Below are 21,845 nucleotides of genomic sequence, written 5' to 3'. Positions count from 1 at the left end.
GCGATCGTGCGGGCCTTTTCGGTCCGGTCGTCGTGCCGTTGCGGGTGGACGAGGGGGACCGGTGCTTCTTCGACCACCCGCTCGACCACGTGCCGGGGATGCTGCTGGTCGCGGGGGTACTGGACCTGGTCCTGGGGCAGGCGGAGGCGCGGTCCGGCGCGGTCGGCGGCGATCGGCTGCGGCTGTCCATCGCGTTCGAGCGGATGTGTGAGCTGGGCCGGCCGGTGCTGCTGCACTGCGAGGAACTGCCCGACGGCGGCGAGTACGGCGCCCGCGCGGCCTGGCAGGTGCGGGCGGACCAGGGCGACGACTCCGTGTGCCGGGCGACGGTCCACCTCGGCGGCCGGGATGATCCGGCCGGTCCGGTCGAGACCGCGGTCGCGCCGGTCACCGGTGTGACGGCCGCGGACGCGGGCCTGGTCCACCGGTGGCTGCCGGAGAACGTGCTGGTCGGCGCGACCGTGCGGACCGAGCGGGCGGCGGTGCTGGTGCCGCCGGTCGGACACCGGCTGCACGGCGGGGCGCGGGGCGTCCACACGCCGGGGGCCCTGATCGAGTCGGCGCGCCAGCTCGCCACCCTGCTCGGGCACACGGCGCACGAGCGCGGTCCGGACGCGCAGATGCTGTGGCTGTCGCTGGACGCGGACCTGCCGGTCGGTCTGCCGGAGTCGGTCCCGCTGGAGTGGTCCTGGGAGTTCGCGCCGGCCAGGGGAGTGCGGGCGCAGTACCGGATGGCGCTGGTGGAGGCGGACAGCGGCCGCCGGCGGGGCCGGGTGGAGATCGCCGTCCACACGCTGAGCCGCGCGGGGTACCGCAAGCGCCGCGGTGCCGGGTGAGCGCGGTCGTCTTCAGCCATGCCGTCAGCCGTCAGCCGTCAGCCGTCAGTCAGAAGTCGTCAGTCGTCGTGAGGAGTGGGGAAACACCAGGTGAGTACCGTGAAGCCGGTGGTCGGGGGCGGAGTGCCGTGGGTGGTGCTGGCGCCGAGGGTGCTGTTCGTGGTCGCGGTGACCGCGGTCGGGACGGGGCTGGCGGTGCATCTGCGGCGGGCCGGTGACCCGCTCGACCTGGTCGCCGCCGTCCTGGCCGGCTGCTACCTGGCCTGGCTGGCGGTGGAGGTGCCGGTCACCTTCCGCCGGTCGGCGGCCGCGCCCAAGGAGGCGGCGACCCTGCTCTGGTACGCGACCGCGCGGATCGCCACGGTGTCGGCCGCCGTGCTCGGTCCGCTGCCGTGGGACGGCTGGTCGCCGGTGCTGCTGCTGCCCGCCGCGGTGTTCGTCGGCGGGGTGGTGGTGCGGCAGGTGGCGATCCGCACGCTGGGGCGCTTCTACTCCCACCACGTGATGCGCCAGCGCGACCACCAGATCGTCACCTGGGGCCTCTACCGACTGGTCCGGCACCCCGCCTACGCGGGGATGCTGCTGGCGCACCTCGGGTTCGTCGGCTTCTTCCTGAACCCGGCGAGCGCCGTCCTGCTGGTGCTGCTGGTGGCCGCCGTCCTGTGGCGGATCCGGACCGAGGAGCGGATGCTCGTGCACATCCCCGGCTACCCCGACTACGCCGCCGGCCGGGCCCGGCTGATCCCGGGGCTGTGGTGAGCGCCCCGGCGGCCCCGGGCCGACTCCCCTTGACACCGGGCGAGTTGATGCCTGGCGAGTCGACGCCTGGCGAGTCGACGTCAGCCGAGTTGACGCCCGACGAGCTGCTGACCACCACGCGCGCGGTGCGCCGGCGCCTGGACCTGGCGCGCCCGCTGGACCTGGCGGTCGTACGGGAGTGCGTGGAGATCGCCCTGCAGGCGCCCAACGGCGGCAACACCCAGCGCTGGCAGTGGCTGGTGGTCGTGGACCCGGCGCAGCGGGCACGGATCGCGGCCGTCTACCGCCGCGCCTTCGAGGCCCGCTACCCGCCGAGCGCCGCTGCCACGGACGCCGCCGGGGCGGGCACGGGCGGAGTGTCGGACCGGATGCTGGCGGGCGGCCGCCACCTGGCCGCGCACCTGCACGAGGTCCCGGTGCTGGTGATCCCCTGCCTGGACCTGCGGGGCCGGCCGCTGCCGCCGGGCAACCAGGCGGGCGTGTGGGGGTCGCTGCTCCCGGCGGCGTGGAGCTACATGCTCGCCGCCCGGGCCCGCGGGCTCGGCACCGCCTGGACGACGGTGCACCTGGACGCGGAGGAGGAGGTGGCCGCGATCCTCGGGCTGCCGCCGGAGGTCCGCCAGGGGCTGCTGATCCCGACCGCGCACGCGCTCGGGGAGGGGTTCCGGCCGGCGCCGCGTCGGCCGGTGGAGAGCGTGTGGCACCTGGACGGCTGGGCCGGCGGGGCTTGGGGAGACGACCGTGACGACTGATCTGGTGGCCACCGCCGCCCTCGCCGGTGACGTCCTGGCGGACGCCGGGCAGGTGGGCAACAAGTTCGCCCGGCAGGAGCTGCTGCGGCGGGCGGGCTTCCGGGTGCCGGAGTTCTTCTGCCTGCCCGCCACCGCCTTCGACCGGGCCCTGGACGCGCTCCGCCCGGCTCTGCCCGCACCGCCGCCGGGGGACGGCGACGACCGGGAGGCGGTGGAGCGGTGGTGCGCGGCGGCCCGCGTGGCCCTCGCCGCCGCCGAACCGCCGGCGGCGCTGGCGGAACGGGTCCGCAAGGAGTTCGCCGCCCTGGCCGGGGTGGAGGGCCTGGTGGCGGTCCGGGCCTGCGTCGTCCCGGTCGCCACCGACACCGGAGGCCCCGACGGCGCGGACCCCGAGGGCGCGGATCCCGACGGCGTGGGGGAGGACAGCGCGGTCGACCCCTTCGCGGGGATGAGCGACAGCTTCCTCTACGTCGACGAGGACGGCCTGCTCCCGGCCGTCGTCGGCTGCTGGGCCTCGGCGTTCAACCCGCAGGCGGTCCGCTACCGGATCCTGCGCGGGCTGGACCCGACCCGGGCCCGGGTGGCCGTCGGCGTCCAGCGGATGGTGCTCGGCACCCGTTCCTTCGTGGCGTTCACCCGCGACCCGCGCGACGGGTCGCGGCGGCACCTGGTCGCGGCGGCGCACGGCATCGGCGAGGGCGTGGTGCAGGAGAAGGCCGACGTCGACCACTTCTTCCACGACCCCGCCACCGGCCGGGTCAGCGCGCGGACGGTGCACAAGCGGTGGTCGGTGGGCCTGCCCGCCGGGGCGGTGTCGGGCGCGCCGGTGGTGCTGGCGGTGCCGCCGGAGCTGGCGGACCCGCCGGTGCTGGACGACGAACGGGTCCGCGAGGTGGCCGCGTTGGCGTCCCGGGTGGAGGAGCTGTTCGGCGCCCCGCAGGACATCGAGGGCACCATCACCCCCGACGGCACCGTCCACCTGGTCCAGGCCCGCCCGCTGGTGACCGGTCCCGTGCGGGACGACCGGGCCGACGCCGCCGGGACCGGCCCGACCGTGTACTGGGGCAACCACAACATCACCGAGAGCTTCCCCGGGACCTCCGGCGCCCTGACGTACTCGCTGTCCCGCGAGTTCTACCGCCGCTCGTTCGCCGACCTGTACCGGCGGATGGGCGTGCCCGCCTCCCGGGTCCGGGACAACGCCGACCACCTGGAGCGGATGGTCGGTTTCCTGGAGGGGCAGGTCTACTACCGGCTCGACGACTGGCACGAACTGCACGGCCAGATGCCGGTGTTCGAGATCGTCCGCCGCGGCTGGGAACAGTCGATGGGCATCACCGGCCCGGCCCGCGGCGAGCGCCGTTGGCCGGCGCTCGCGGTGGTCGGCGGACTGCCGCGCCTGCTCTGGCGGGCCGTCCGGCACCCCCGGCAGGTGAAGCGCTTCCTGCGCTGGTGGGACCGGCAGCTGGCGGAGGCCGAGCAGGTCCTCGGCAGCCCTGGCAGCGGCCCGGCCCCCGGTAACCCCCAGGAGCTGATCGCCTTCCACCGCCGCCTCTGGGAACGGGCCGGCGAACGCTGGGGCGTCACCCTCGTCAACGCGTTCATCGCCCTGTTCGTGCTCGGGGTCGCCAGCCTGCTGCTGCGCCGCTGGACCGGCCAGGGGCCGCAACTGCTGGTCGCCCTGCTCGGCGGCGGACGGGAGAACCGCTCGCTCGAAGCGGTCCGGGCGGCCATGGCGCTGGCCGAACTCGTCGCCGCACAGCCGGAGTCGCGCGAGGCCGTACTCGACGACACCCGCGACCCCCGGCAGCTCTGGGAGGAGCTGACCGGCGGCCGTCACGGGGCCGGGGTCGCCGAGGCGGCGCGCGGCTACCTCGCCCACTACGCCGACCGCGCCCTGCACGACCTCAAGCTGGAGGAGCCCACCCCCCGTCAGCGCCCCTGGACCGTCCTCGCACTGATCCGGCCGATGGTCCGCCAGGGCGCCACCGTGGCCGCCAGCCGCGCCGACGAGCAGGCCGCCACCGCCCGCGCCCGCGCGCGGCTGCGCGAGGCGTGCCCGAACCCGGTCCGGCGCGCCGTCCTGCTCGGCTTCGCCGCCGTGGGCCGCGACCTGGCCCGGATCCGCGAGGACACCCGGTTCTGCCGCACCCAGCTGTTCGGCCTCTCCCGCGAGGTGATGTGGCGCCTGGGCGGCGAACTCGTCACCGCCGGCGTGCTGGACGACCCGCTCGAGATCACCGACCTGACCGTCGAGGAGGTCATCGGCGCCTTCGACGGCACCGGCACCGTCGGCGACCTGCGCGCCCTCGCCGCTCTGCGCCGCGCCGAACGCGAGCGCTGGACGGCCCGCCCGCAGCGCCCGGCCCTGTTCGGCACCCCGGCCGGCCTGCCGCTGGCCCGCGCGCTGGAGCGGGCGGTGCCCGTGGCCGCGGGCGGCGGCGCGGACGGGCAGGTGCTGCGCGGCATCGGCTCCAGCGCCGGGGTGGTGCGCGGACGGGCGAAGGTGATCCTCGACCCCGGCACCGATCCCGACCTCGCCGACGGGCGGATCCTGGTCGCCCGGGAGACCGACCCGGGCTGGCTGTTCCTGATGATGTCCGCCACCGGCATGGTCGTCGAACGCGGCACCCTGCTCTCCCACACCGCGATCACCGGCCGGCTGCTCGGCGTGCCGACCGTGGTCGCCGTCCCCGCGGCCACCACCGCGATCCCCGACGGCGCCTGGATCGAACTCGACGGCACTGCCGGGACCGTGCGCCTGCTGTCGCCCGGCGAACAGCCGCCCGCCGAACAGCCGGCCGCCGCCACCGCCGCTGAGCCCACCACGACACCTGAGAAGACCGAGAGGCCATGAGCGACCCCGTCCGCTTCCCCTTCCCCGCCGCGGGCGACGTCCGCCCGCCCGACGCCTACCGCGACGTCCTGCACGCCGGCGTCCCGCACCCCGTGGAACTGTCCAGCGGCCGCCCGGCCCTGCTGGTCACCCGGTACGAGGACGTCACCGCGGTGCTCGGCGACGACCGGTTCAGCCGCGCCCGCTACACCGAGCTCGCCCGCCCGCTGTTCGCCCGCGCCACCGACTCGGTCCTGCTGGCCACCGCCGACGCCCCCGACCACACCCGGCGGCGGCGCGCGATCCTGCCCGCCTTCACCGCCCGCCAGGTCCGCCGGCTGCGCCCGCGCCTGGCGGCCCTCGCCGAACAGCTCCTCGACGACCTCACCGCCGGCGCCGAGCACGGCCGGGCGGACCTGGTCGGCGGCTACACCGTGCCGTTCCCGATGCGGGTGATCTGCGAGCTGCTCGGCATCCCCGTGACCGACTCCGCGATGCTGCGCCGCGAGGTCGACATCCTGATGTCCACCTCCGGCCACAGCCGCGAGGACGTCGCCGCCGCGCAGGGCCGGGTCGACGAGTACTTCGCCGCGCTGGTCGCCGCCAAGCGGCAGGCCGCCGACCGGGGCGAACCGGCGGACGACCTGCTGACCGTCCTCGCGACCCGGCCCGAGGACGACCCGGAGCGCAGCCTGTCCACCCGGGAGGTCGTCGCCCTCGGCTCGGGCATGCTGATGGCCGGCTACGAGACCACCGGCAACTCCTTCGCCATGTGCGTCCTCCTGCTGCTGCGCCACCCCGGCCTCGCCGACGAGCTGCGCGCGCACCCGGCGCGCATTCCCGCCGCCGTGGAGGAGATGCTGCGCTTCACCTCCCTCAACAACACCGGCGGCGCCCCGCACCTGGTCACCGAGGACACCGTGCTCGGCGGCTGCCCGGTCGCGGCCGGACGGATCGTCGTCCCGCTCACCGACGCCGCCAACCGCGACCCGGCCGTCTTCGCCGACCCCGACACCTTCGACCCCGGCCGCCCGGACACCGCCGCCCACCTGGCCTTCGGGTACGGCCGCCACCTGTGCCTGGGCGCCGAACTCGCCCGCGCCGAACTGCAGATCGGCGTGGAGGCGCTGCTGCGCCGCTTCGAGGTGCTGGAACTCGCCGTCGCCGAGGAGGAGTTGTCGTGGCGGCGGACGATGTTCGTGAACGGCCTGTGGCAGCTGCCGGTGCGCTGGGCGCTGTCCGCGAAGCGACCGGCGTGACCACCGTCCCCCGACCGCGTCCCGGCTCCCGGCCTGGTCCGAGGTCCCGTCCCGGACCGGTGGCGCGACTGGGCGCGTTCGTCCGGGGCAGCTACCCGCTGCCCCTGTCGCCGGTCTTCGCCGCCGCGTGGGCGACGGGCGCGACCGGCCTGTTCGCCGCCGCCGACCCCCGGGTCCAGCACTGGCGCCCCGGCTGGGGGACGCTGGTGGCGGTGCTGACCGTCGTCGTCGACCTGCTGCTGCTGCGGATCGCCGACGACCTGCGCGACCTGCCCTACGACCGGCGCCACCACCCCACCCGTCCGCTGGCGAGCGGCGCCGTCACGCCCCGCGACCTGACCGTCCTCGCCACCGTCGGCGCCCTGGCGGTGCTGGCGCTGAACGCCGGCGACCGCCCCGCCCAACTCCTGCTCGCCGCCCAACTCGCCTACACCGCGGCCCTGGTGGGATCCGAGCTGGGCCTGGGGTGGCCGCGCGGCGACGCGGTGGTGACCGGGGTGCTGCTCAGCAGCCCGGTGCAGGTCCTGCTCAACCTCTACCTGTACGCGCGCTTCCTCGCCGACACCGGCCTGTCGCCCGACCGGCACGCCTTGGCCGTCCTGGCGGCCGTGACGCTCGCGGCCACCCACCACGAGCTGGCCCGCAAGCTGGTCCGGGCGCCTGGTCCGCATGAGCGCAGCTACGTCCGGGTCTTCGGCCTGTCCGCCACCACGGCCGCGACCTGCGGTTTCGCCGTCGCGAACGGGGCGGTGGCGCTGGCGGCGCTGAGTCCGTGGGAGGGCGGGGCGCGGGCCTGGGGGTGGTCGGCGCTGCTGCCGCTGCTCCTGGTCGCCGCCGCCGGCCGGACCTTCGTGCGCACCGCGGCCCCGCGCTGGCCGGCGTACGCGACGGTCGGCTACCTGCCGGCCGTCTTCCTCTGCTACCTGCTGATCGGCGTGGCGGTCACCTCGTGAGGACGGCCAACCTGTTCATCGCCGGCCTGGTGAGCCCGGCCTGGTGACCCCCGGCCCGGTGCCCCCGGGGTCCTGCCTCTTCGGGCAGGACCCCGGGGGAAACCAGATTGGTCCAGACCAAAATCGATCGCACTGTGATAGAACCTCAACTCTGTTCCGCACGTGGTCCCGTGGTACGCGACCCCCGGGTGCGGAAGGTGCCGAGGGGAGCGGTGGATGGGACGGGCGGGAGTCGGGCGTCGGCTCGCGCGGCACGGGCTGGTCCCGGCCGCCGTCGCCGTGAGCATCCTGGTGGCCACGGCGGTGCTGTCCGTCGTGGCCGGACTGGCCCAGTCCGCCGCCACCGCCGGAGTCCGCCAACGGCTCGCCGCCGACGCCGGCCGCTCGGTCGAGGTCACCGCGCGCTGGACGGCCCAGGGCCTGCCCGCGGCCGACCGGGCGGTGCACGCGGCACTGGTCCGCACCATGGCCGGCACCCCGTTCCGCACCGAGACCGCACTGCGCGCCACCGGCGCCGTGGACCTGCCGCTGCCACCCGCCGGCCGCCGTCGGCCCGCCGAAACCGTCCTCCCCGCCCTCCCGGTCGCCCTCCCGGACCCCGGCCGCTACGCCCGCCTGCGCAGCGGCAGCTGGCCGACCACCGCCGCCCCCGCCTCCGCGAGCGCTCCCGCCGCCGACGGCGGGCTGCGGGTGGCCCTCGCCGAGGACGCCGCCGACCGGCTCGGCCTGGACAGCGGCGCCACCGCCCTGGTCCGCGACCCCGTCACCGGCGGCCCGCTCAAGCTCACCGTGACCGGCGTCTACCGGCCCGACCCGGCCGCCGCCGCGCTCTGGTCCGGCCTCGCCGGCGCGGACGGCGCGGGCCGCGCCCCGCTGCTGGTCGACGGCGCCCAGCTGACCGCGCTGCCCGCGTTCGCCACCCGCACCCTGGCCCAGTGGCTGGCGCTCCCCGACACCGACGGGCTGGCCCTGCCCGAACTGGCCGCGCTGCGCGACCGGGTCGCCACCTTCGCCGGCGCGGACACCGCCCGCTCGGTCTACCGCGGCGCCACCCCGGCGCTGGCCGACACCGAGGCCCGCAGCACCCTGCCCGCCGCCGTCGACGCCCAGGCGCTGCCGGCCCTCACCGCGCGCGCCGGAATCGCCGTGCCGCTCGCCCTGCTCGCCGTCCTCGCCTCGACGGTGCTGGTCCTGACGGCCCGCCGGCTGGCCGAGGCGGTCGCCGGCGAACAGGAGCTCCAGCGCTCCCGGGGCGCCGGCCCACCCTGGCTGCTCGCGGTCGCGGCCGGCGAGTGGGCGGTGGTCGCGCTGCCGGCGGCGCTCTGCGGACTGCTCCTGGCCGAGCCGCTGCTCGCGGCCGTGCTGCGCGGCGCCGGCGTGCCCGGCCTGGTCGCGGCCGACGCCGGCCGGGCCGCCTGGTGGACGCCCTGGTGGACCGCGGCCTTCGCGCTCGCCGTGCACGGCGCGGCCCTGCTGCTGCCGCTCGCCCGTCAGGCGCTGGACCCGGGCGCCGGGCGGACGGCGGGCGGGCGCCACCCGCGCCGGCTGGGACTCCAGCGGGCCGGCGCCGATCTCGGGCTGCTCGCCGTGGCGGTCCTCGGCTTCCTCCAACTGCGCCACTACCGAGGCGTGGTGGTGACGGACACCGCCGTCGGGTTCGACTCCCGGGTCGACCCGGTGCTGGTGCTCGCCCCGGTGGCCATGGCGGTGGCCGGCGCGGTCCTGCTGCTGCGGGTGCTGCCGGCGGCCGGGCGGCTGCTGGAACGGGCGGCCGGCCGGGCCCGCGGACTCGTCCTGCCGCTGGGCGCCTGGCGGCTCAGCCGTGACGCCGGCCGCCAGGCGGTTCCCGTCCTGGTGACGCTGCTGGCGGTGGCCTGCGCGAGCCTGGCCGCCGGGGTGCTGGCCGCGCTGCCGGCCGGCGACCGCGACCGGGCGGTCTTCACCGTCGGCGCCGACCTGCGGCTGTCCGGGGTCACCGGCCCGGCGGCGCAGCGGCACGCCGTGCTGGCCGCCCTGCCGGGCGTCACGGGGCTCACCCCGGTGGCCGAGCAGTCGGCGTTCGTCGGCAGCACGGTGGTGCAGACGGTCGCCGTCGACACCGCGGCCGCCGCGGCGTCCGGACGGCTGCCCGCGCTGCGCGCCGACCTGGCCGACCGCCCGGCCTCGGAACTCCTGGCCCCGCTCACCGCCGTGCCCGCCCAGGGACTGCCGGTTCCGGGCGAGCCGACCGCGCTGGAACTGACCGTCCAGGCCACCACCGACCGACCGGTCCCGGACCCCGGTACGAGCCTGCTGCTCTGGATCCAGGGCGCCGACGGGCTGACCGACCGGCTGACGGTCCCGCTGCCCGCCGACGGCCGCCCGCACCCGCTGACCGTGGACCTGACGGCCGGCGGCCGGCGCGCCCACCCGCTGACGGTCAGCCGGCTCGGCGTCCACTTCCCCGCCGAACTGACCCGGCGCACCACGCTCGACCTGCGGGTGACGCGGATCGCGGCGGTCACCGGCGACCGCCGGACCGACCTCGTACTCCCGCCCGGGCAGTCCTGGTTCCGCTCCGGCACGGCTTTCGGCAAGCCCGCCGCGCTCGGCTGCCCCGGCACCGAACCGGCCCCGGGAGCGCTGCCCGCCCCGCCGATCGACCGGACACCCGAGGACGACCAGGCCGCGGCCTGCACCTGGCAGGGCGGCGGCCCCGACCTGCTGGGCGCCGTTCTGCGCTCCCAGCAGCCGTCGGCCGTCCCGGACCCGGGCGGCCAGGACGCGGTCTTCGCGGCGCTGCCCGGCAGCGGTACCGGCACCGGCCGCGAGGTCCCCGCACTCCCGGCCGTGCCCGCGCTCGCCGACCGCGCGCTGCTCGACGCGCTGAACGCCAAGGTCGGCGACACCCTCCGGCTCGACTGGGAACACGGCCGGAAAACCGCCCAGCAGGTCCGGATCACCGGCGTGATCGACGCACTGCCCGGCTACCTCCCGAACCAGCCGCACCTGCTGCTGGACCTGCGCGCGCTCGCCGCCGGCCGGGCCCTCACCGGAGCGGCACCACCCACCGAGACCCACTGGTGGCTGGCCAGCGACGACCCGGCGGCCACCTGGGCCGCCGTCGACGGCCACGGCGGGTTCGGCCGGGCGCAGAGCGCCGAACGGGTCGCCGCCACCCTGGCCGACGACCCCTTCCGGGCCGGACTCCGCTGCGCCTGGCTGCTGGTGCTGGCCGCCGCGCCGCTGTTCGCGGTCACCGCCCTGACCCTGCACACCGTCGGCGCGGTCCGGGCCCGCCGCCGCGAGTTCGCGGTGCTGCGCGCACTGGGCGTACGGCGCGGCGAACTGACGGCACTGCTGCGCGCCGAACAGGTGGCGGTGACGGCCCTGCCGACCCTGCTCGGCGGCCTGCTGGGCCTGCTGCTGACGGTCCTGCTGCTGCCACTCACCGTGCTGGACGACACCGCGGGCCCGCTCTTCCCGGCCCTGGCCGCCGCCCCGGGACGGCCCGCCGCCGTCCTCACGGTGCTCCTCAGCGGCCTGGCCCTGGCCGTCGCCCTGCTGCTCCTCACCCGCCTCCTGGCCCGGGTCGACCTGGTCCGAGCCCTCCGCGCAGGGGAAGCCGGATGACCCATCCCGCCCCTGCTCCGCCTGCCACCCCCGCCGCGCCGGAGGGCTCGCCTCGACCCGCGCTCATGGCCACCCCCGACACCCCAGCTGCGGCAGGACGTTCCGACGGGGGGAGCCCCACATGCTGACGTTGCGCCTGATCCGGCGTGAGGCGCGGATCGCCTGGCCGGTGGCGGTCGTGCTCGCGCTGCTCGCCGTGCTGCTGACGGCGATCCCGCTGAGCTGGCCGCCGCGGTTCGACCGGCTGGCGGCCGGTTCGCTCGCGGACCGGGTGGCCCGGGCCCAGCAGTCCGGGCCGCTGGTCGCCGCCGGCGCCGCCACCGTCGCGCTGTCGGACTCCCTGCCGACGGCGGGCGATGCCACGCTCGACGAGCAGCTGGACCGGATCGGCGACGGACTGCGCCGCGCCGCCACCCCGCCGCTGGCCGCCGTGCTCGGCAAGCCGCAGGGCCGCGTCACCACCCAGGCCGCGGCGGCGGTGGGCGCGGACCTGCCCACCCCGTACGGCCGGCCCCCTCGGTTCAGCCTCGCCTACGCCCAGCCGGAGGCACCGCCGGAGACCCAGCCGGACGCCCAGGGCGCCGGCCCGGTCGAGTACGTCCAGGGCCGCGCCCCGCACCAGCCCCCGCCCGCCCCGGCGTCCCCGTCCGCCCCGTTCGCCCCGCCGGTCCCGATCGAGGTCGCGGTCTCCGAGGCGACCCGCGACCGGCTCGGCCTCACCGTCGGCCGGCAGTTCGACCTGCAGAGCGTCGGCCCGTCCACCCCGGTGGTCCTGGTCGGGGTCTTCCGCACCGGCCGGGGCGGCGGCCGGCTCTGGCAGCAGTTCCCGCTGCTGGCCGAACCCTTGACCGTGCAGGTCGAGACCGGCCAGGAGCTGAACGGCCAGCTCCTCACCAGCGCCGGCGGGATCGAGCAGAGCGCCGCGCACAGCACCGTGCCGCTCCAGGCGGCCTGGGACCTGCCGGTGGCCACCGACCGTGCCGGACCGGCCGCCACCCCCGCCGGGACCGCCGGGCTCCGCGCCGCCCTGGCCGGGTGGCGCGCCGCCAAGACGGCCGAGCTGTGCGGCAACCAGATCTGTCTCCTGGCCGGCCACCTCGTCCCCTCGGCGACCGTCTCCGAGCGGCTCACCCCGGAGTTGGAGGCCTTCGCCGACCAGCGCGCGCGGGTCGAACAGCTGCACGGCTTCGCGCTGGTCGGACTGCTCGCCGTGGTGGTGGCCACCGCCGTCGCGGCCGCGCGGTTGGGGGTGCGCCGTCGGGCCGGGGCGTTCGCGCTGCAACTCTCCCGCGGGGCGGGCCCGGCCGGGATCGCGGGCCGCCTGCTGGCCGAGGCCGGGGTGGCGGTCGGCGCCGGGGTCGCGGTGGGCTGGGTGATCGGCCGCGCGCTGGCGCCGCCGGGCACGGCCCCGGGCTCGGCGGTGCCGGTGCTGGTCGCCGCGCTGTCGGTCTGGTGCGCGCCCGCGGTGGTGCTGCTGGCCTCGGCGGGACGGGTCCGCCCGGTGCCGCGCCGGCGCCGGCTGGTGCTGGAGGCCCTGGTGGTGCTGCTGGCCGGGGCCGGGCTGGTCGCGCTGCGGGCCCGCGGCAGCTTCACCGGGTCCGGCCTCGACCTGCAACTCGCCCTGACGCCGGTGCTCCTGGCGCTGGTCATGGTGCTGGCCCTGATCCGGCTGCTGCCCCCGGCGCTGGCCCGGGTCACCCGCTGGGCGCGCGGCTCGCGCGGGCTGGTCCCGCTGGTGGCGCTGGCCCGGGCCGGTGCGCACAGCGGCGCGGCCGCCCTGGCCCTGCTGGTGCTGGTCCTGGCCACGGGCTACGGGGTCTTCGGCGGGATGGTCGCCCGCACCGTGGCGGACGGCGGGGCGCAGGCCGCCGACTGGCGCACCGGCGGAGCACCGGTCGCACTGGTCGGCCCGCGCGACCGGCTGCCCGAGGACCTCTCGCACCTCGGCACCACGGGCCACCAGGTCCGGATCACCGGTGCGAGCGGTGACCTCACCTCGCAGGACGACGGCACGGCCTTCCCGGGCGCCCGGCTGGTCGGACTGGACGCCGCCGCCCTGGGCGCGGCCGAGCCGTCCTCCCCGCTGGCCCGCGCCCTGCTGGCCGCCGACGGGGCGGACGCGCCGGTCGGGCAGTCCGGTCCGGACGGCGGCGTGCCGGTGCTCAGCGCGCTGGCCGATCCCGACCTCGCGGCCCGCTTCCCCGACGGCGTCTTCGAGCTGGCCGCGCTGGGCATGAGCCGCTCCCTGGTCCACGTGGTGGGCGCGCTCCCCGCCGAGGCGCTGCGCGACCCGGCGCTCGGACCGGTCCTCGGCAGCGGGCCCCGGCCCGGCGCGCTGCTGCTGTTCACCGGCCCGTCCGCGCAGCGGCTGCCCGCGCAGAACGGCCGGCCGTCCGCCGTCCTGCTGCACCCGGCCGCCGGCGGACCGCCGCTGGACGTGGCCGCCCTGCGGACGGCCGCCACGCAGTTCGCCCCCGCGGGCGGAGCCGGGGCGCGGGTCGAACTCCGCGAGCACGCCGAGGAGTCGGCGGCCCTGCGGACGGACGGGCTGGTCCGCTCGGTCCGGCTGGCCTTCCGGCTCACCACCGGGCTCGGCCTGCTGCTGGCACTCGGCGCGGTCGCCCTGGACCTGCTGCTCACCGCCACCGAACGCGCCCGGACCACGTCCTACCTGCGCACCCTCGGGATCGGCGGCCGCGCGGTGCTCGGGCTGCAACTGCTCCAACTGCTGCCGCTGCTGCTGGCGGCGGCACTCGGCGGCACCGCGCTCGGCCTGCTGCTGCCCGGCGCGCTCGGCCCCGGCCTGCGGCTCGGGGCACTCACCGGCGGGCCGTTCGAGCCCGACCCGCGCATCGACTGGACGACGACCGCGGCGCTCGGCGGCGCGGTGGCCGTGCTGGTGCTCGCGGCCGCCGCACTGGAGGCGGCGATCGGCCGCCGCCGTGGACTGGGCGCCGTGCTCCGACTGGGGGAGGCCCTATGACCATCCGACCGACCGCTGATCCGACGTCCCGATCGTCCGACCCGACCTCCCGGACGTCCGACCAGCCCATGGTGGCCTGCGAGAGCCTGGTGCGGATCTACCGCACCGGCCCGACCGCCCGCGGCGGGGTCGAGGTGCAGGCCCTGCAGGGGCTCGACCTGACGGTGCGGGAGGGCGAGCTGCTGGCCCTGGTCGGCGCCTCCGGTTCCGGCAAGTCGACGCTGCTCGGCATCCTCGCGGGACTGGACACCCCGAGCGCCGGGAGCGTCCGGGTGGCCGGCACCGACCTGGGCGCGCTGAAGCGGCGCGAGCGGACCGCCTACCGGCGCCGGACCGTCGGGGTGATCCAGCAGCAGACCGCCCGCAACCTGCTGCCCTACCTGACGGCCCGCGAGAACGTGCAGCTGCCGATGGGCTACGCCGGGGTGCCGCGCCGTCGGCGCGCCGCGCGGGCGCTGGAACTGCTCGACCTGATGGGCATCGCGGCGGCCGCCGACCGCACCCCGGCCGCGCTCTCCGGCGGCGAACAGCAGCGGGTGGCGATCGCCGTCGCCCTCGCCAACCGACCGCGGCTGCTGCTCGCCGACGAGCCCACCGGCGAGCTGGACACCGCCACCTCGGAGGAGGTCTTCGGCGCCCTTCGCATCGCCAACAGCGAACTGGGCACCACGGTGCTGATCGTCACCCACGACGCCCTGGTGGCCGACCAGGTCCGCCGCACCGTGCGGATCCGCGACGGGCGCACCTCCACCGAGGTGCTGCGCGACCCGGCGACGGCCCGCGCGGACGGCACGCCCGCCGCCGAGGAGTTCACCGTGCTGGACCGGGTCGGCCGGCTCCAACTGCCGCGCGAGTTCACCGAGTCGCTGGGGCTGGCGCACCGGGTTCGGCTGGTCCTGGAGCACGACCACATCACGGTCTGGCCCGACCGCGACCGCCCGGCGGCTGGCGCCGGGGCGGACGCCGCTGCGGGGGAGGGCGGGAGCTGAGACGTTGACCGGCCGGCCCCGCTTCCTCAGCCCGCCACGCGCTCGCGCTCGTGCTCGGCCGCCTCGTCCGCGCTGTAGGAGGAGGTGAACGTGAACGCGCGCGGAGAGGGCCCGTGCGCCCGCAGCTCCGCCAGCCGCTCCATGGCCTCGCCGACGTCCGGCCGGTGGCCGGCGGGCACCCACCAGAGCACCAGGTGCGCCTCGACGTGCCGCTGGAACCACTCGCGCCGCCGCCGCATCACGTCCAGGTGGCCGCTGCGGTAGGAGAAGTCCCACAGGGCCTCCTGGTTCTCCCACACCGACAGGTTGACGATGACGTGCTCGCCCGCCGGGCGCAGGCCGGTGGCGTCGGCCGCCCCCTCCTCGACGAGCCGCCAGACGAAGCCGGGCGCGGCGTCGGCGGCGGCGTTGACCGGGTCGAGCAGTTCGACGAAGGGCGCGATGCGCGGGTCGTCCATGGGGTGACGGAGCGTGGCGACATTGAGCTGGGCGAGGTGGGCGGCAGGCAGGGAGGAGGTCATGCCCCATCCCAGCACGGCGCCGCTTTCTATGTCAATGATCATTGTTTTTAGAAGCCTCGACCACCACGCAGCACTCGCCCGGCCGGGCGTCCATCCGCGCCCGGACCGGGCCGTCCGTGCCGAGCAGCCCCTCCAGCAGGGCGAGGTTCATGCCGCAGACGAGCGGCGGGAAGCGTTCGGCGACCGCGTGGAAGGGGCAGTTGCGCATCCGCAGGACCGGCCCGGCCGACTGCTCCGCCTCCCCGTCCTCGACGTGCTCCCCGTCCTCGAGGTGCTCCCCGTCCTCGAGGTGCGGCTCGTAGCCGCGTGCGGCCAGCGCCTCCATCGCCTCGGCCAGTCCGCCGCAGGGCGCCGCCGATCCGCGCAGGGCCTCGCCCCGGCGCCGCGCGGCCGCGCAGAGCCCGGCGTCCAGTCCGGCCTGCTCGGCCGCCTCGGCGAGCAGCTCGGCGGCGGTGCGGTAGTCGCGGGCGGGCAGCGACACCGACCGCTCGGCCCGCGCCCGGGTGTACACCTTGGCGGGGCGGCCCGCCCCGGGGCCCGAGCGGCCGGTCAGCCGGCGGCTGCCGGTCTCCAGCAGTCCGGCCTCGGCCAGCTTGTCCAGGTGGTGCGCGGCGAGCGTGCGCGCCACCCCGGTCGCCTCGGCGGCCTCGTTGCGGCCGACCTCGCGGCCCTGCGCCGCCACGTACTCGTACAGGCGGCGGCGCACCGGATCCTGCAATGCCGCGATCGCGTCGATGTCGTTCACCCGGCCATTCTAGGAACAACGCGGGTTGGAGATAGAAGTTCCGCCGGGCGCTCGGGAGCCTGGGAGCCCGGGAGCTCAGAACCCCAGGAGCCCGTCAGACGTAGTGCCCGCCGGTGACCTCCGGCAGCGGGTCCGCCACCGGCTCCAGGAGCTGCGGGCCGTCGTTGCGGACGCTGTTGACCGTGGTGGCCACCGGCCGCACCAGCAGCTCCCCGGCCGGGGCGTGCAGCAGGTCGCGGACCTCGCCGGGGTCGGTGACGGTGGGGTCGAGCCAGGCGTCCAGCGCGTCGGGAGAGAGGGTGACCGGCATCCGGTCGTGGATCCGGCCGGCCGCGTCGGTGGCCTCGGTGGTCAGGACGGTGCAGGTGACCAGCCACGCGGCCGGGTCATCGTCCTCGGCCACCGTGCGGTCGCGCCAGAACTCGTACAGCCCCGCCATCAGCAGCAGTCCGCCGTCGGGCCGGTGGAGGTAGTAGGGCTGCTTGTACGCCTTGCGGCCCTCGCCGGCGGGCACCGGGCGCCACTCGTAGTAGCCGTCGGAGGGCACCACGCACCGCCGTTCCTTGAACGCCTTGCGGAACGCGGGCTTCTCGTGCGCCGTCTCCACCCTCGCGTTGATCATCCGCGCCCCGGAGCCCGGATCCTTCGACCAGGACGGCACCAGGCCCCAGCGCAGCGACCGCAGCTGCCGGACGATCTCCCCGGTCTCGTGGTCGACCCGCTCCAGCACGCTGGGCACCGGGTCGGTCGGTGCCACGTTCCACGACGGCGCGAGGGCCTCGGCGGACGGCCACACCGAGGCGCGCAGCAGCTCGGCCAGGTCGGGCGGGGTGGTGGTGGAGACGAATCGACCGCACATGGGCCCCATCCTGCCGCCCCGCGGCCCCGGCCGTCCCACGAACCGCGGACCTCCCCACCATCACCGGCAGCCTTCGTCCCCTCCCCGCTCCGCCCCATCGCGCACCCCGCCACGGGTGGGCGAACACTGGAGGTACGGATCCGCCGGACGCGCCGCGGCGGACCTCGGCCCGCCCGGAATGCGGCGCACCGCCCCGCGAAGGAGTTCCCGTGAACGCCTCGGTGGATCCCCCCGTCCCCGGCGGCCCGCGGTCGGCGCCGGGCGACGGGCGCTACGGGACGGACCTCTTCGCCCCGGACCGGACGGGGGAGGGGGAGCGCATCGACCACGGCGCGCTGGCCTACGACGCGGTGACCCGTTCCCGCCTGGCCGCCCTGGGCGTCGGTCCCGGGTGGCGCTGCCTCGACGTCGGCGCCGGCACCGGAACGATCAGCCGCTGGCTGGCCGACGAGGCCCACGTCGACGAGGTCCTCGCCCTCGACCGCGACCCGCGCTTCGTCCCCGTCCACCCGGGGGACCGGGTGCGCACAATGGCCGCCGACATCACCGATCCGACGCTCGCACCGGGCCGGTTCGACCTGGTCCACTGCCGCTTCGTCCTCATGCACCTGCCCCGGCACGCCGAGGTGCTGGCCCGGCTGGCCGACTGGGTGGCGCCCGGGGGCCGGCTGGTCGTCGGCGACGCCGTGGACCTGACCACGGCGGACTCGTCGAACCGGGCCTACCGGCGGACCATGGCGGCCATGTGGCAGGTGCTGCGCGCGCGGATCGGCACCGACATCAACTGGGTGACCCGCTATCCGCAGCTGTTGCGGGACCTGGGACTGCGCGAGGTCGGCGCGGAGATCGTGGTGCCGCCGCTGACCCCCGACGCGGCCGTCACCGCCTTCTGGCGGACCACCTGGCAGAGCATGCGCGACGCCCTGGAAGCCGGTACCGCCCCGGAGGCCGGCACCGCCCTGGACGCCGATACGGTCCTGGCGCCGGGTGAACTCGACGAGGCCCTGGACTACCTGTCGTCGCCCACCCTCGCCGAGCTCCCGCCCGGCATGATCACCGCCTGGGGTCGCCGTCCCCCCGCCTGAGCCGCTTCCCGCACCGCCCCGTTGTCGGACCCCGATCCTAGGGTGCTCGCATGATCGAGTCCCTGGACCTCACCCGCGCCCTCGCCGCCCTGCCCGTCCCGCTCCCGCCCGGGCGCCCGGTCACCGGAGAGGAAGGGGAAGGCCGCCGGCCGCTGCTGTGGATCAGCGACGCCCCCGCCCCCGACGGGCTGTGGGAGCGGCTCCACCGCGCCCACCCGGAGACCGGACTCTGGCCGCTGCTGCTCGCCCCGCTGGACGGCGGCCCCGACTTCCGCCCCTGGCTGTCCGGCGAGCTCTACCCGGACCAGGCCTCCGACCTCTCCCACCACGACCCGGCCGTCCTGCTGCGCGACTGGTGGGACTCCATCACCCCCGACCCCGAGGAGGACGACGCCGACCTGGTCGACGCGCTCGCCCCGTACGTGCGGACCTGGCCCGGTCTCGCCCCCGCCGCCGCCGTCCCCGACGGTGCCGCCGACCGCGAAGCCCGCGGGCTCGCCGGGTTCCTGCAGCCGGGCCGGAACGTCCGGCTCGGTCTGGTGCGGGCCGACAGCGGCGCCGAGGCGCTGGTGGCGTGCGGCTGGAGCGGCCCGGTCAACCACGAGAACGACATCGCGAAGATCGCCGCCGTGCTCGCCGGCTGGGAGCGCCGCTTCGGCGCCCGGGTCGTCGAAGTGGGCTTCGACACCCTCCAGTTGAGCGTCGCCGTGCCGCCCGCCACACTCGCCGAGGCGCTCCCGGTGGCGGCCGAGCACACCGCCCTCTGCTCGGACCTGGTGTTCCAGGGCACCGGCACCCTCACCGCCTATGCCGAGCAGCTGGTCGGCTCCCACCTCTGGCACTTCTGGTGGGACTGACCCGTCAGCCCCACCGTCGTCCCCCCGCCAGCGGTTCGTGCCCGTTCGGACAGCCGGCCCCGGTGCCGCCGTGCAGGGTGCCCGCGCCGAGCGTCCTGGCGGTGGGACGGGAAGGGCCCCCGCAGTCGCCGGGCCGACGGCGCGACCTGCGCCCGTGAAACCTCCGCCGCCCCGCCCTCCACCCTCACCCCCTCACCCCGCGACGACCCACCGCCCAGCCGGAGGCCGGCGCCGGCGGAGCCGAAGGTAAGTCAGTTGCCCCGGCCGACTAGGGTGACCCGCCGGTGGCCGGGCACGGGGCCGGGCCACGGAGCGGAACGAACGAAACGGGGGAGCCGATGAGGCTACGTCGAAGGCTCGCCGTCGTCCTGATGGCGGCGTCGAGCGTGATCGGTGGCGGGACCGTCGGGATACCGGCGGCAGCGGCAGCGGCAGTGGGAGCGCCGGCGGCAGCACAGCAACCGGTACCCGCCGCGTCCACCGCCCGCCCGGTGGACCCGAGCGCGAGCCCGCAGGCGCAGACGGTGCTGGACTGGCTCACCCACCTGCCCGACCGGGGCCTGCGGAACAAGGTGGCCTCCGGGTTCTTCGCCGGCTACAGCGGCAGCGCCGCTGTCGAGTCCGGCAAGGACTTCGCCACCCAGTACCGGGACGTCGCCGAACTGGCGGACCGGACCGGCCAGTTCCCGGCCGTACTGGCCTGCGACTACGCGAGTGCGTGGAACGCCGACCACGCGCCCACCGCGATCAACTCGGACTGCGACGCCGAGCTGATCGAGCACGCCGGTCGCGGCGGACTGGTCTCGGTCAGCGTCCACCTGCCGAACCCGGTCGCGGGAGCGGCCTGGCGGACCCCGCTGCCGCAGTCGACCTTCCGTCAGCTCTCCGACCCCGCGACCGCGCCGGGCCAGGCCTGGCGGGCCGAGCTCGACGACGTCGCCGCCGGGCTGCGGCGGCTGTCCGACGCCGGAGTGCCCGTGCTGTTCCGGCCGTTCCACGAGATGAACGGCGACTGGTTCTGGTGGGGCAATCAGGACCCGGCGGACTTCTCCTCGCTGTGGCAGCGGACCTACGACTACCTGACCACCGCCAAGGGCCTGCACAACCTGCTCTGGACGTACGCGCCGAACTGCGGAACCGCCGACCCCACCGCGTACTGGGTCGGCCGGGCGTACGCCGACGTGGTCGGGCTGGACTGCTACACGGCCGACCCGTCGACGATCACCGGCTACGAGAAGCTGGTCGAGCTGGGCAAGCCGTTCGCCTTCACCGAGATCGGCCCGGGCTCGGGGGCCGGCGGCACCTTCGACTACGAGCGGTGGGTGAAGGCGCTGCACGAGCGCTTCCCCCACACCTCCTACTTCCTGGCCTGGAACAGCGAGTGGAGCCCGGCCCGCAACGTCAACGGCGCCAAGCTGATGAACGACCCGTGGACGGTCAACCGCGGCCGGGTCGACCTCACGGCCACTCCCGCCGACAACCCGCCGGTGGTGTACCAGGACTTCGAGAGCGGTACCCAGGGCTGGAGCGGCTGGCGCCTCGCCGCCGGACCGTGGCAGGTCACCGAGTGGTCCGCCCGCGGCAGCGGCTCGCTCAAGGCCGACGTGGACCTCGCCGCCGGCCCCGCGTACCTCAACAAGGTCGGCCCGCTCGACCTCTCGGGGGACACCGTGCTCAGCGTCGACGCCCGCACCGCGGAGTGGGGCAACCAGGCGGGCGGCACCCGCGCCAAGCTGTACGTCCGCACCGGGACCGGTGACGCCGGGAGCTGGACCTGGACCGACTCGGGCGCGGTCGCCGTCGACACCAAGGCCACCCGGCTCACCGTCGACCTGACCAAGGTCCCCGACCGGGCCCACGTCCGGGAGATCGGGGTCGAGTTCGCCCCCGCGGCCGGGGCGAACGGCCGCTCCGCGGTCTACCTGGACGACGTCCGGCGCGGCGGTCTGCTCGCCGGTTTCGAGAACGGCACCGAGGGCTGGACCGGCCAGGGCATGGCGGCGGGGCCCTGGGCGGTCGCCGACGAGGGCTCGGCCGAGCGCCGCACGGCGCTGAAGGCCGACGTCGAGCCCGAGCGGGGGCCGGTCCAGCTGCGCCGGACCGCCCCGGCGGACCTGACCGGCGCCACCGTGCTCACCGTCGCCGCGGGCACCGCGCCCTGGGGCAACCAGGGGAGCGGCACCACCGCCAGGCTCTACGTCCGCACCGGCACCGGCGACTCGGCCGGCTGGACCCGGACCGAGAGCGCGCCCGTCACCGTCGGCCCGGACGGCCGGGTCCTCCGCCTCGACCTCACCACCGTCCCGGACCTCGCCCACGTCCGCGAGATCGGCGTGGTCCTCACCCCCGCCCCCGGCACGACCGGTCGCACGGCGGTCTACCTGGACGCCCTGACCCGTTGGAGCTGACCCACCCGACTCGCCCCCGCAGCCGGCGCCGGCCGCCCTGGAACGTCCCGTCAGGCCGTTCCAGGGCGGGACGAATCCGCAGGTCAGAGGGGGTGGAATCGTTCCAGCGTGCCAGATCGGCGGGAAGGGCTGGCGGGTGGGACGGACGGCGGGTCAGAGTGCGGTCCAGCGGGGCGCCGACGGTGGCGCCGACCGCACTCCCATCCGACCTGCGCTCTTACGGGGATCCCTCATGTCCATTCGCCGTGCCCTTTTCGTTCCGGCCGCGCTCGCCGGCGCCGTCCTCGTCCTGACCGCTTGCGGGACCGACGACGTGACCGCCGCGCCGAAGCCGAAGCCGACGACGTCCACCTCGGCCGCCGCTCCCGCCCCTGCCGCCGGCGACCCCGCC

15 protein-coding genes are annotated in these 21,845 nt (G+C 76.6%); 12 read left to right on the top strand and 3 right to left on the bottom strand.

From position 1 onward, the window contains the following. Window positions 1–32: 32 nt before the first annotated feature. From AB0N76_RS11120 to AB0N76_RS11080, 9 genes are all read left to right on the top strand, one after another. Window positions 33–836 carry an AfsA-related hotdog domain-containing protein gene (locus tag AB0N76_RS11120; protein WP_363555557.1) on the top strand — a complete coding sequence of 268 codons (804 nt, stop codon included), beginning with the start codon at window positions 33–35 and terminating at the stop codon, window positions 834–836. Between the two features lie 90 nt (window positions 837–926). Beyond that, window positions 927–1,595, top strand: coding sequence for an isoprenylcysteine carboxylmethyltransferase family protein (locus AB0N76_RS11115; RefSeq protein WP_363555555.1), 669 nt, complete (start codon window positions 927–929; stop codon window positions 1,593–1,595). A gap of 47 nt (window positions 1,596–1,642) precedes the next feature. Further along, window positions 1,643–2,347: a nitroreductase family protein gene (locus AB0N76_RS11110; RefSeq protein ID WP_363555553.1), complete on the top strand. Its 705-nt coding sequence runs from the start codon at window positions 1,643–1,645 to the stop codon at window positions 2,345–2,347. Next, window positions 2,337–5,204: a PEP/pyruvate-binding domain-containing protein gene (locus tag AB0N76_RS11105; RefSeq protein WP_363555551.1), complete on the top strand. Its 2,868-nt coding sequence runs from the start codon at window positions 2,337–2,339 to the stop codon at window positions 5,202–5,204. Before AB0N76_RS11110 ends, AB0N76_RS11105 begins: the two co-directional genes overlap by 11 nt. Next, window positions 5,201–6,442 (top strand): cytochrome P450, encoded by a 1,242-nt coding sequence (locus AB0N76_RS11100; RefSeq protein ID WP_363555549.1) that lies wholly within the window; start codon window positions 5,201–5,203, stop codon window positions 6,440–6,442. The genes AB0N76_RS11105 and AB0N76_RS11100 overlap by 4 nt, the downstream gene beginning before the upstream one ends. A 59-nt stretch (window positions 6,443–6,501) precedes the next feature. Further along, entirely contained in the window at window positions 6,502–7,395 is an 894-nt protein-coding gene (locus tag AB0N76_RS11095; RefSeq protein ID WP_363555547.1) for a hypothetical protein, read from the top strand. 216 nt (window positions 7,396–7,611) lie between these two features. Further along, window positions 7,612–11,007 carry an FtsX-like permease family protein gene (locus tag AB0N76_RS11090; RefSeq protein WP_363555545.1) on the top strand — a complete coding sequence of 1,132 codons (3,396 nt, stop codon included), beginning with the start codon at window positions 7,612–7,614 and terminating at the stop codon, window positions 11,005–11,007. A 121-nt stretch (window positions 11,008–11,128) separates the two neighbouring features. After that, entirely contained in the window at window positions 11,129–13,990 is a 2,862-nt protein-coding gene (locus AB0N76_RS11085; RefSeq protein WP_363555543.1) for a hypothetical protein, read from the top strand. Next, complete coding sequence (locus AB0N76_RS11080) at window positions 13,987–14,979, top strand: ABC transporter ATP-binding protein (RefSeq protein ID WP_363555541.1); 993 nt, start codon at window positions 13,987–13,989, stop codon at window positions 14,977–14,979. Before AB0N76_RS11085 ends, AB0N76_RS11080 begins: the two co-directional genes overlap by 4 nt. Before the next feature lie 26 nt (window positions 14,980–15,005). On the opposite strand, the gene AB0N76_RS11075 is transcribed toward AB0N76_RS11080, so the two are convergent. The 3 genes from AB0N76_RS11075 to AB0N76_RS11065 form a co-directional block, all read right to left on the bottom strand. Next, window positions 15,006–15,500, bottom strand: a complete 495-nt coding sequence (locus AB0N76_RS11075) for a DUF3291 domain-containing protein (RefSeq protein ID WP_363555539.1) — start codon at window positions 15,498–15,500, stop codon at window positions 15,006–15,008. A gap of 31 nt (window positions 15,501–15,531) precedes the next feature. After that, the gene (locus AB0N76_RS11070) at window positions 15,532–16,245 is read right to left on the bottom strand and encodes a helix-turn-helix domain-containing protein (protein ID WP_363555537.1); all 714 of its coding nucleotides are present in this window, start codon (window positions 16,243–16,245) and stop codon (window positions 15,532–15,534) included. A gap of 94 nt (window positions 16,246–16,339) precedes the next feature. Continuing rightward, window positions 16,340–17,104 (bottom strand): SOS response-associated peptidase, encoded by a 765-nt coding sequence (locus AB0N76_RS11065; RefSeq protein WP_363555535.1) that lies wholly within the window; start codon window positions 17,102–17,104, stop codon window positions 16,340–16,342. Between the two features lie 209 nt (window positions 17,105–17,313). Here AB0N76_RS11065 and AB0N76_RS11060 point away from each other — a divergent pair, with 209 nt between their 5' ends. From AB0N76_RS11060 to AB0N76_RS11050, 3 genes are all read left to right on the top strand, one after another. Beyond that, entirely contained in the window at window positions 17,314–18,189 is an 876-nt protein-coding gene (locus AB0N76_RS11060) for a methyltransferase domain-containing protein (protein ID WP_363555533.1), read from the top strand. 50 nt (window positions 18,190–18,239) lie between these two features. Then, window positions 18,240–19,046: a DUF4253 domain-containing protein gene (locus tag AB0N76_RS11055; protein ID WP_363555531.1), complete on the top strand. Its 807-nt coding sequence runs from the start codon at window positions 18,240–18,242 to the stop codon at window positions 19,044–19,046. A 491-nt stretch (window positions 19,047–19,537) separates the two neighbouring features. Beyond that, window positions 19,538–21,454, top strand: coding sequence for a glycosyl hydrolase (locus AB0N76_RS11050; protein WP_363555529.1), 1,917 nt, complete (start codon window positions 19,538–19,540; stop codon window positions 21,452–21,454). The last annotated feature ends 391 nt before the right edge of the window (window positions 21,455–21,845 follow it).

Source organism: Kitasatospora sp. NPDC093806 (assembly GCF_040683335.1).
Lineage (GTDB): Bacteria > Actinomycetota > Actinomycetes > Streptomycetales > Streptomycetaceae > Kitasatospora.
The sequence above is the reverse complement of the archived record's forward strand: the minus strand, read 5'-3'. Positions and strand labels throughout refer to the sequence as shown.

Coding starts and splice junctions, on each gene's coding strand:
- AB0N76_RS11090 (WP_363555545.1), top strand. CDS start 7,612: ATGGGACGGGCGGGAGTCGGGCGTCGGCTCGCGCGGCACGGGCTGGTC.
- AB0N76_RS11065 (WP_363555535.1), bottom strand. CDS start 17,104: ATGTGCGGTCGATTCGTCTCCACCACCACCCCGCCCGACCTGGCCGAG.
- AB0N76_RS11080 (WP_363555541.1), top strand. CDS start 13,987: ATGACCATCCGACCGACCGCTGATCCGACGTCCCGATCGTCCGACCCG.
- AB0N76_RS11110 (WP_363555553.1), top strand. CDS start 1,643: ATGCCTGGCGAGTCGACGCCTGGCGAGTCGACGTCAGCCGAGTTGACG.
- AB0N76_RS11075 (WP_363555539.1), bottom strand. CDS start 15,500: ATGACCTCCTCCCTGCCTGCCGCCCACCTCGCCCAGCTCAATGTCGCC.
- AB0N76_RS11055 (WP_363555531.1), top strand. CDS start 18,240: ATGATCGAGTCCCTGGACCTCACCCGCGCCCTCGCCGCCCTGCCCGTC.
- AB0N76_RS11100 (WP_363555549.1), top strand. CDS start 5,201: ATGAGCGACCCCGTCCGCTTCCCCTTCCCCGCCGCGGGCGACGTCCGC.
- AB0N76_RS11085 (WP_363555543.1), top strand. CDS start 11,129: ATGCTGACGTTGCGCCTGATCCGGCGTGAGGCGCGGATCGCCTGGCCG.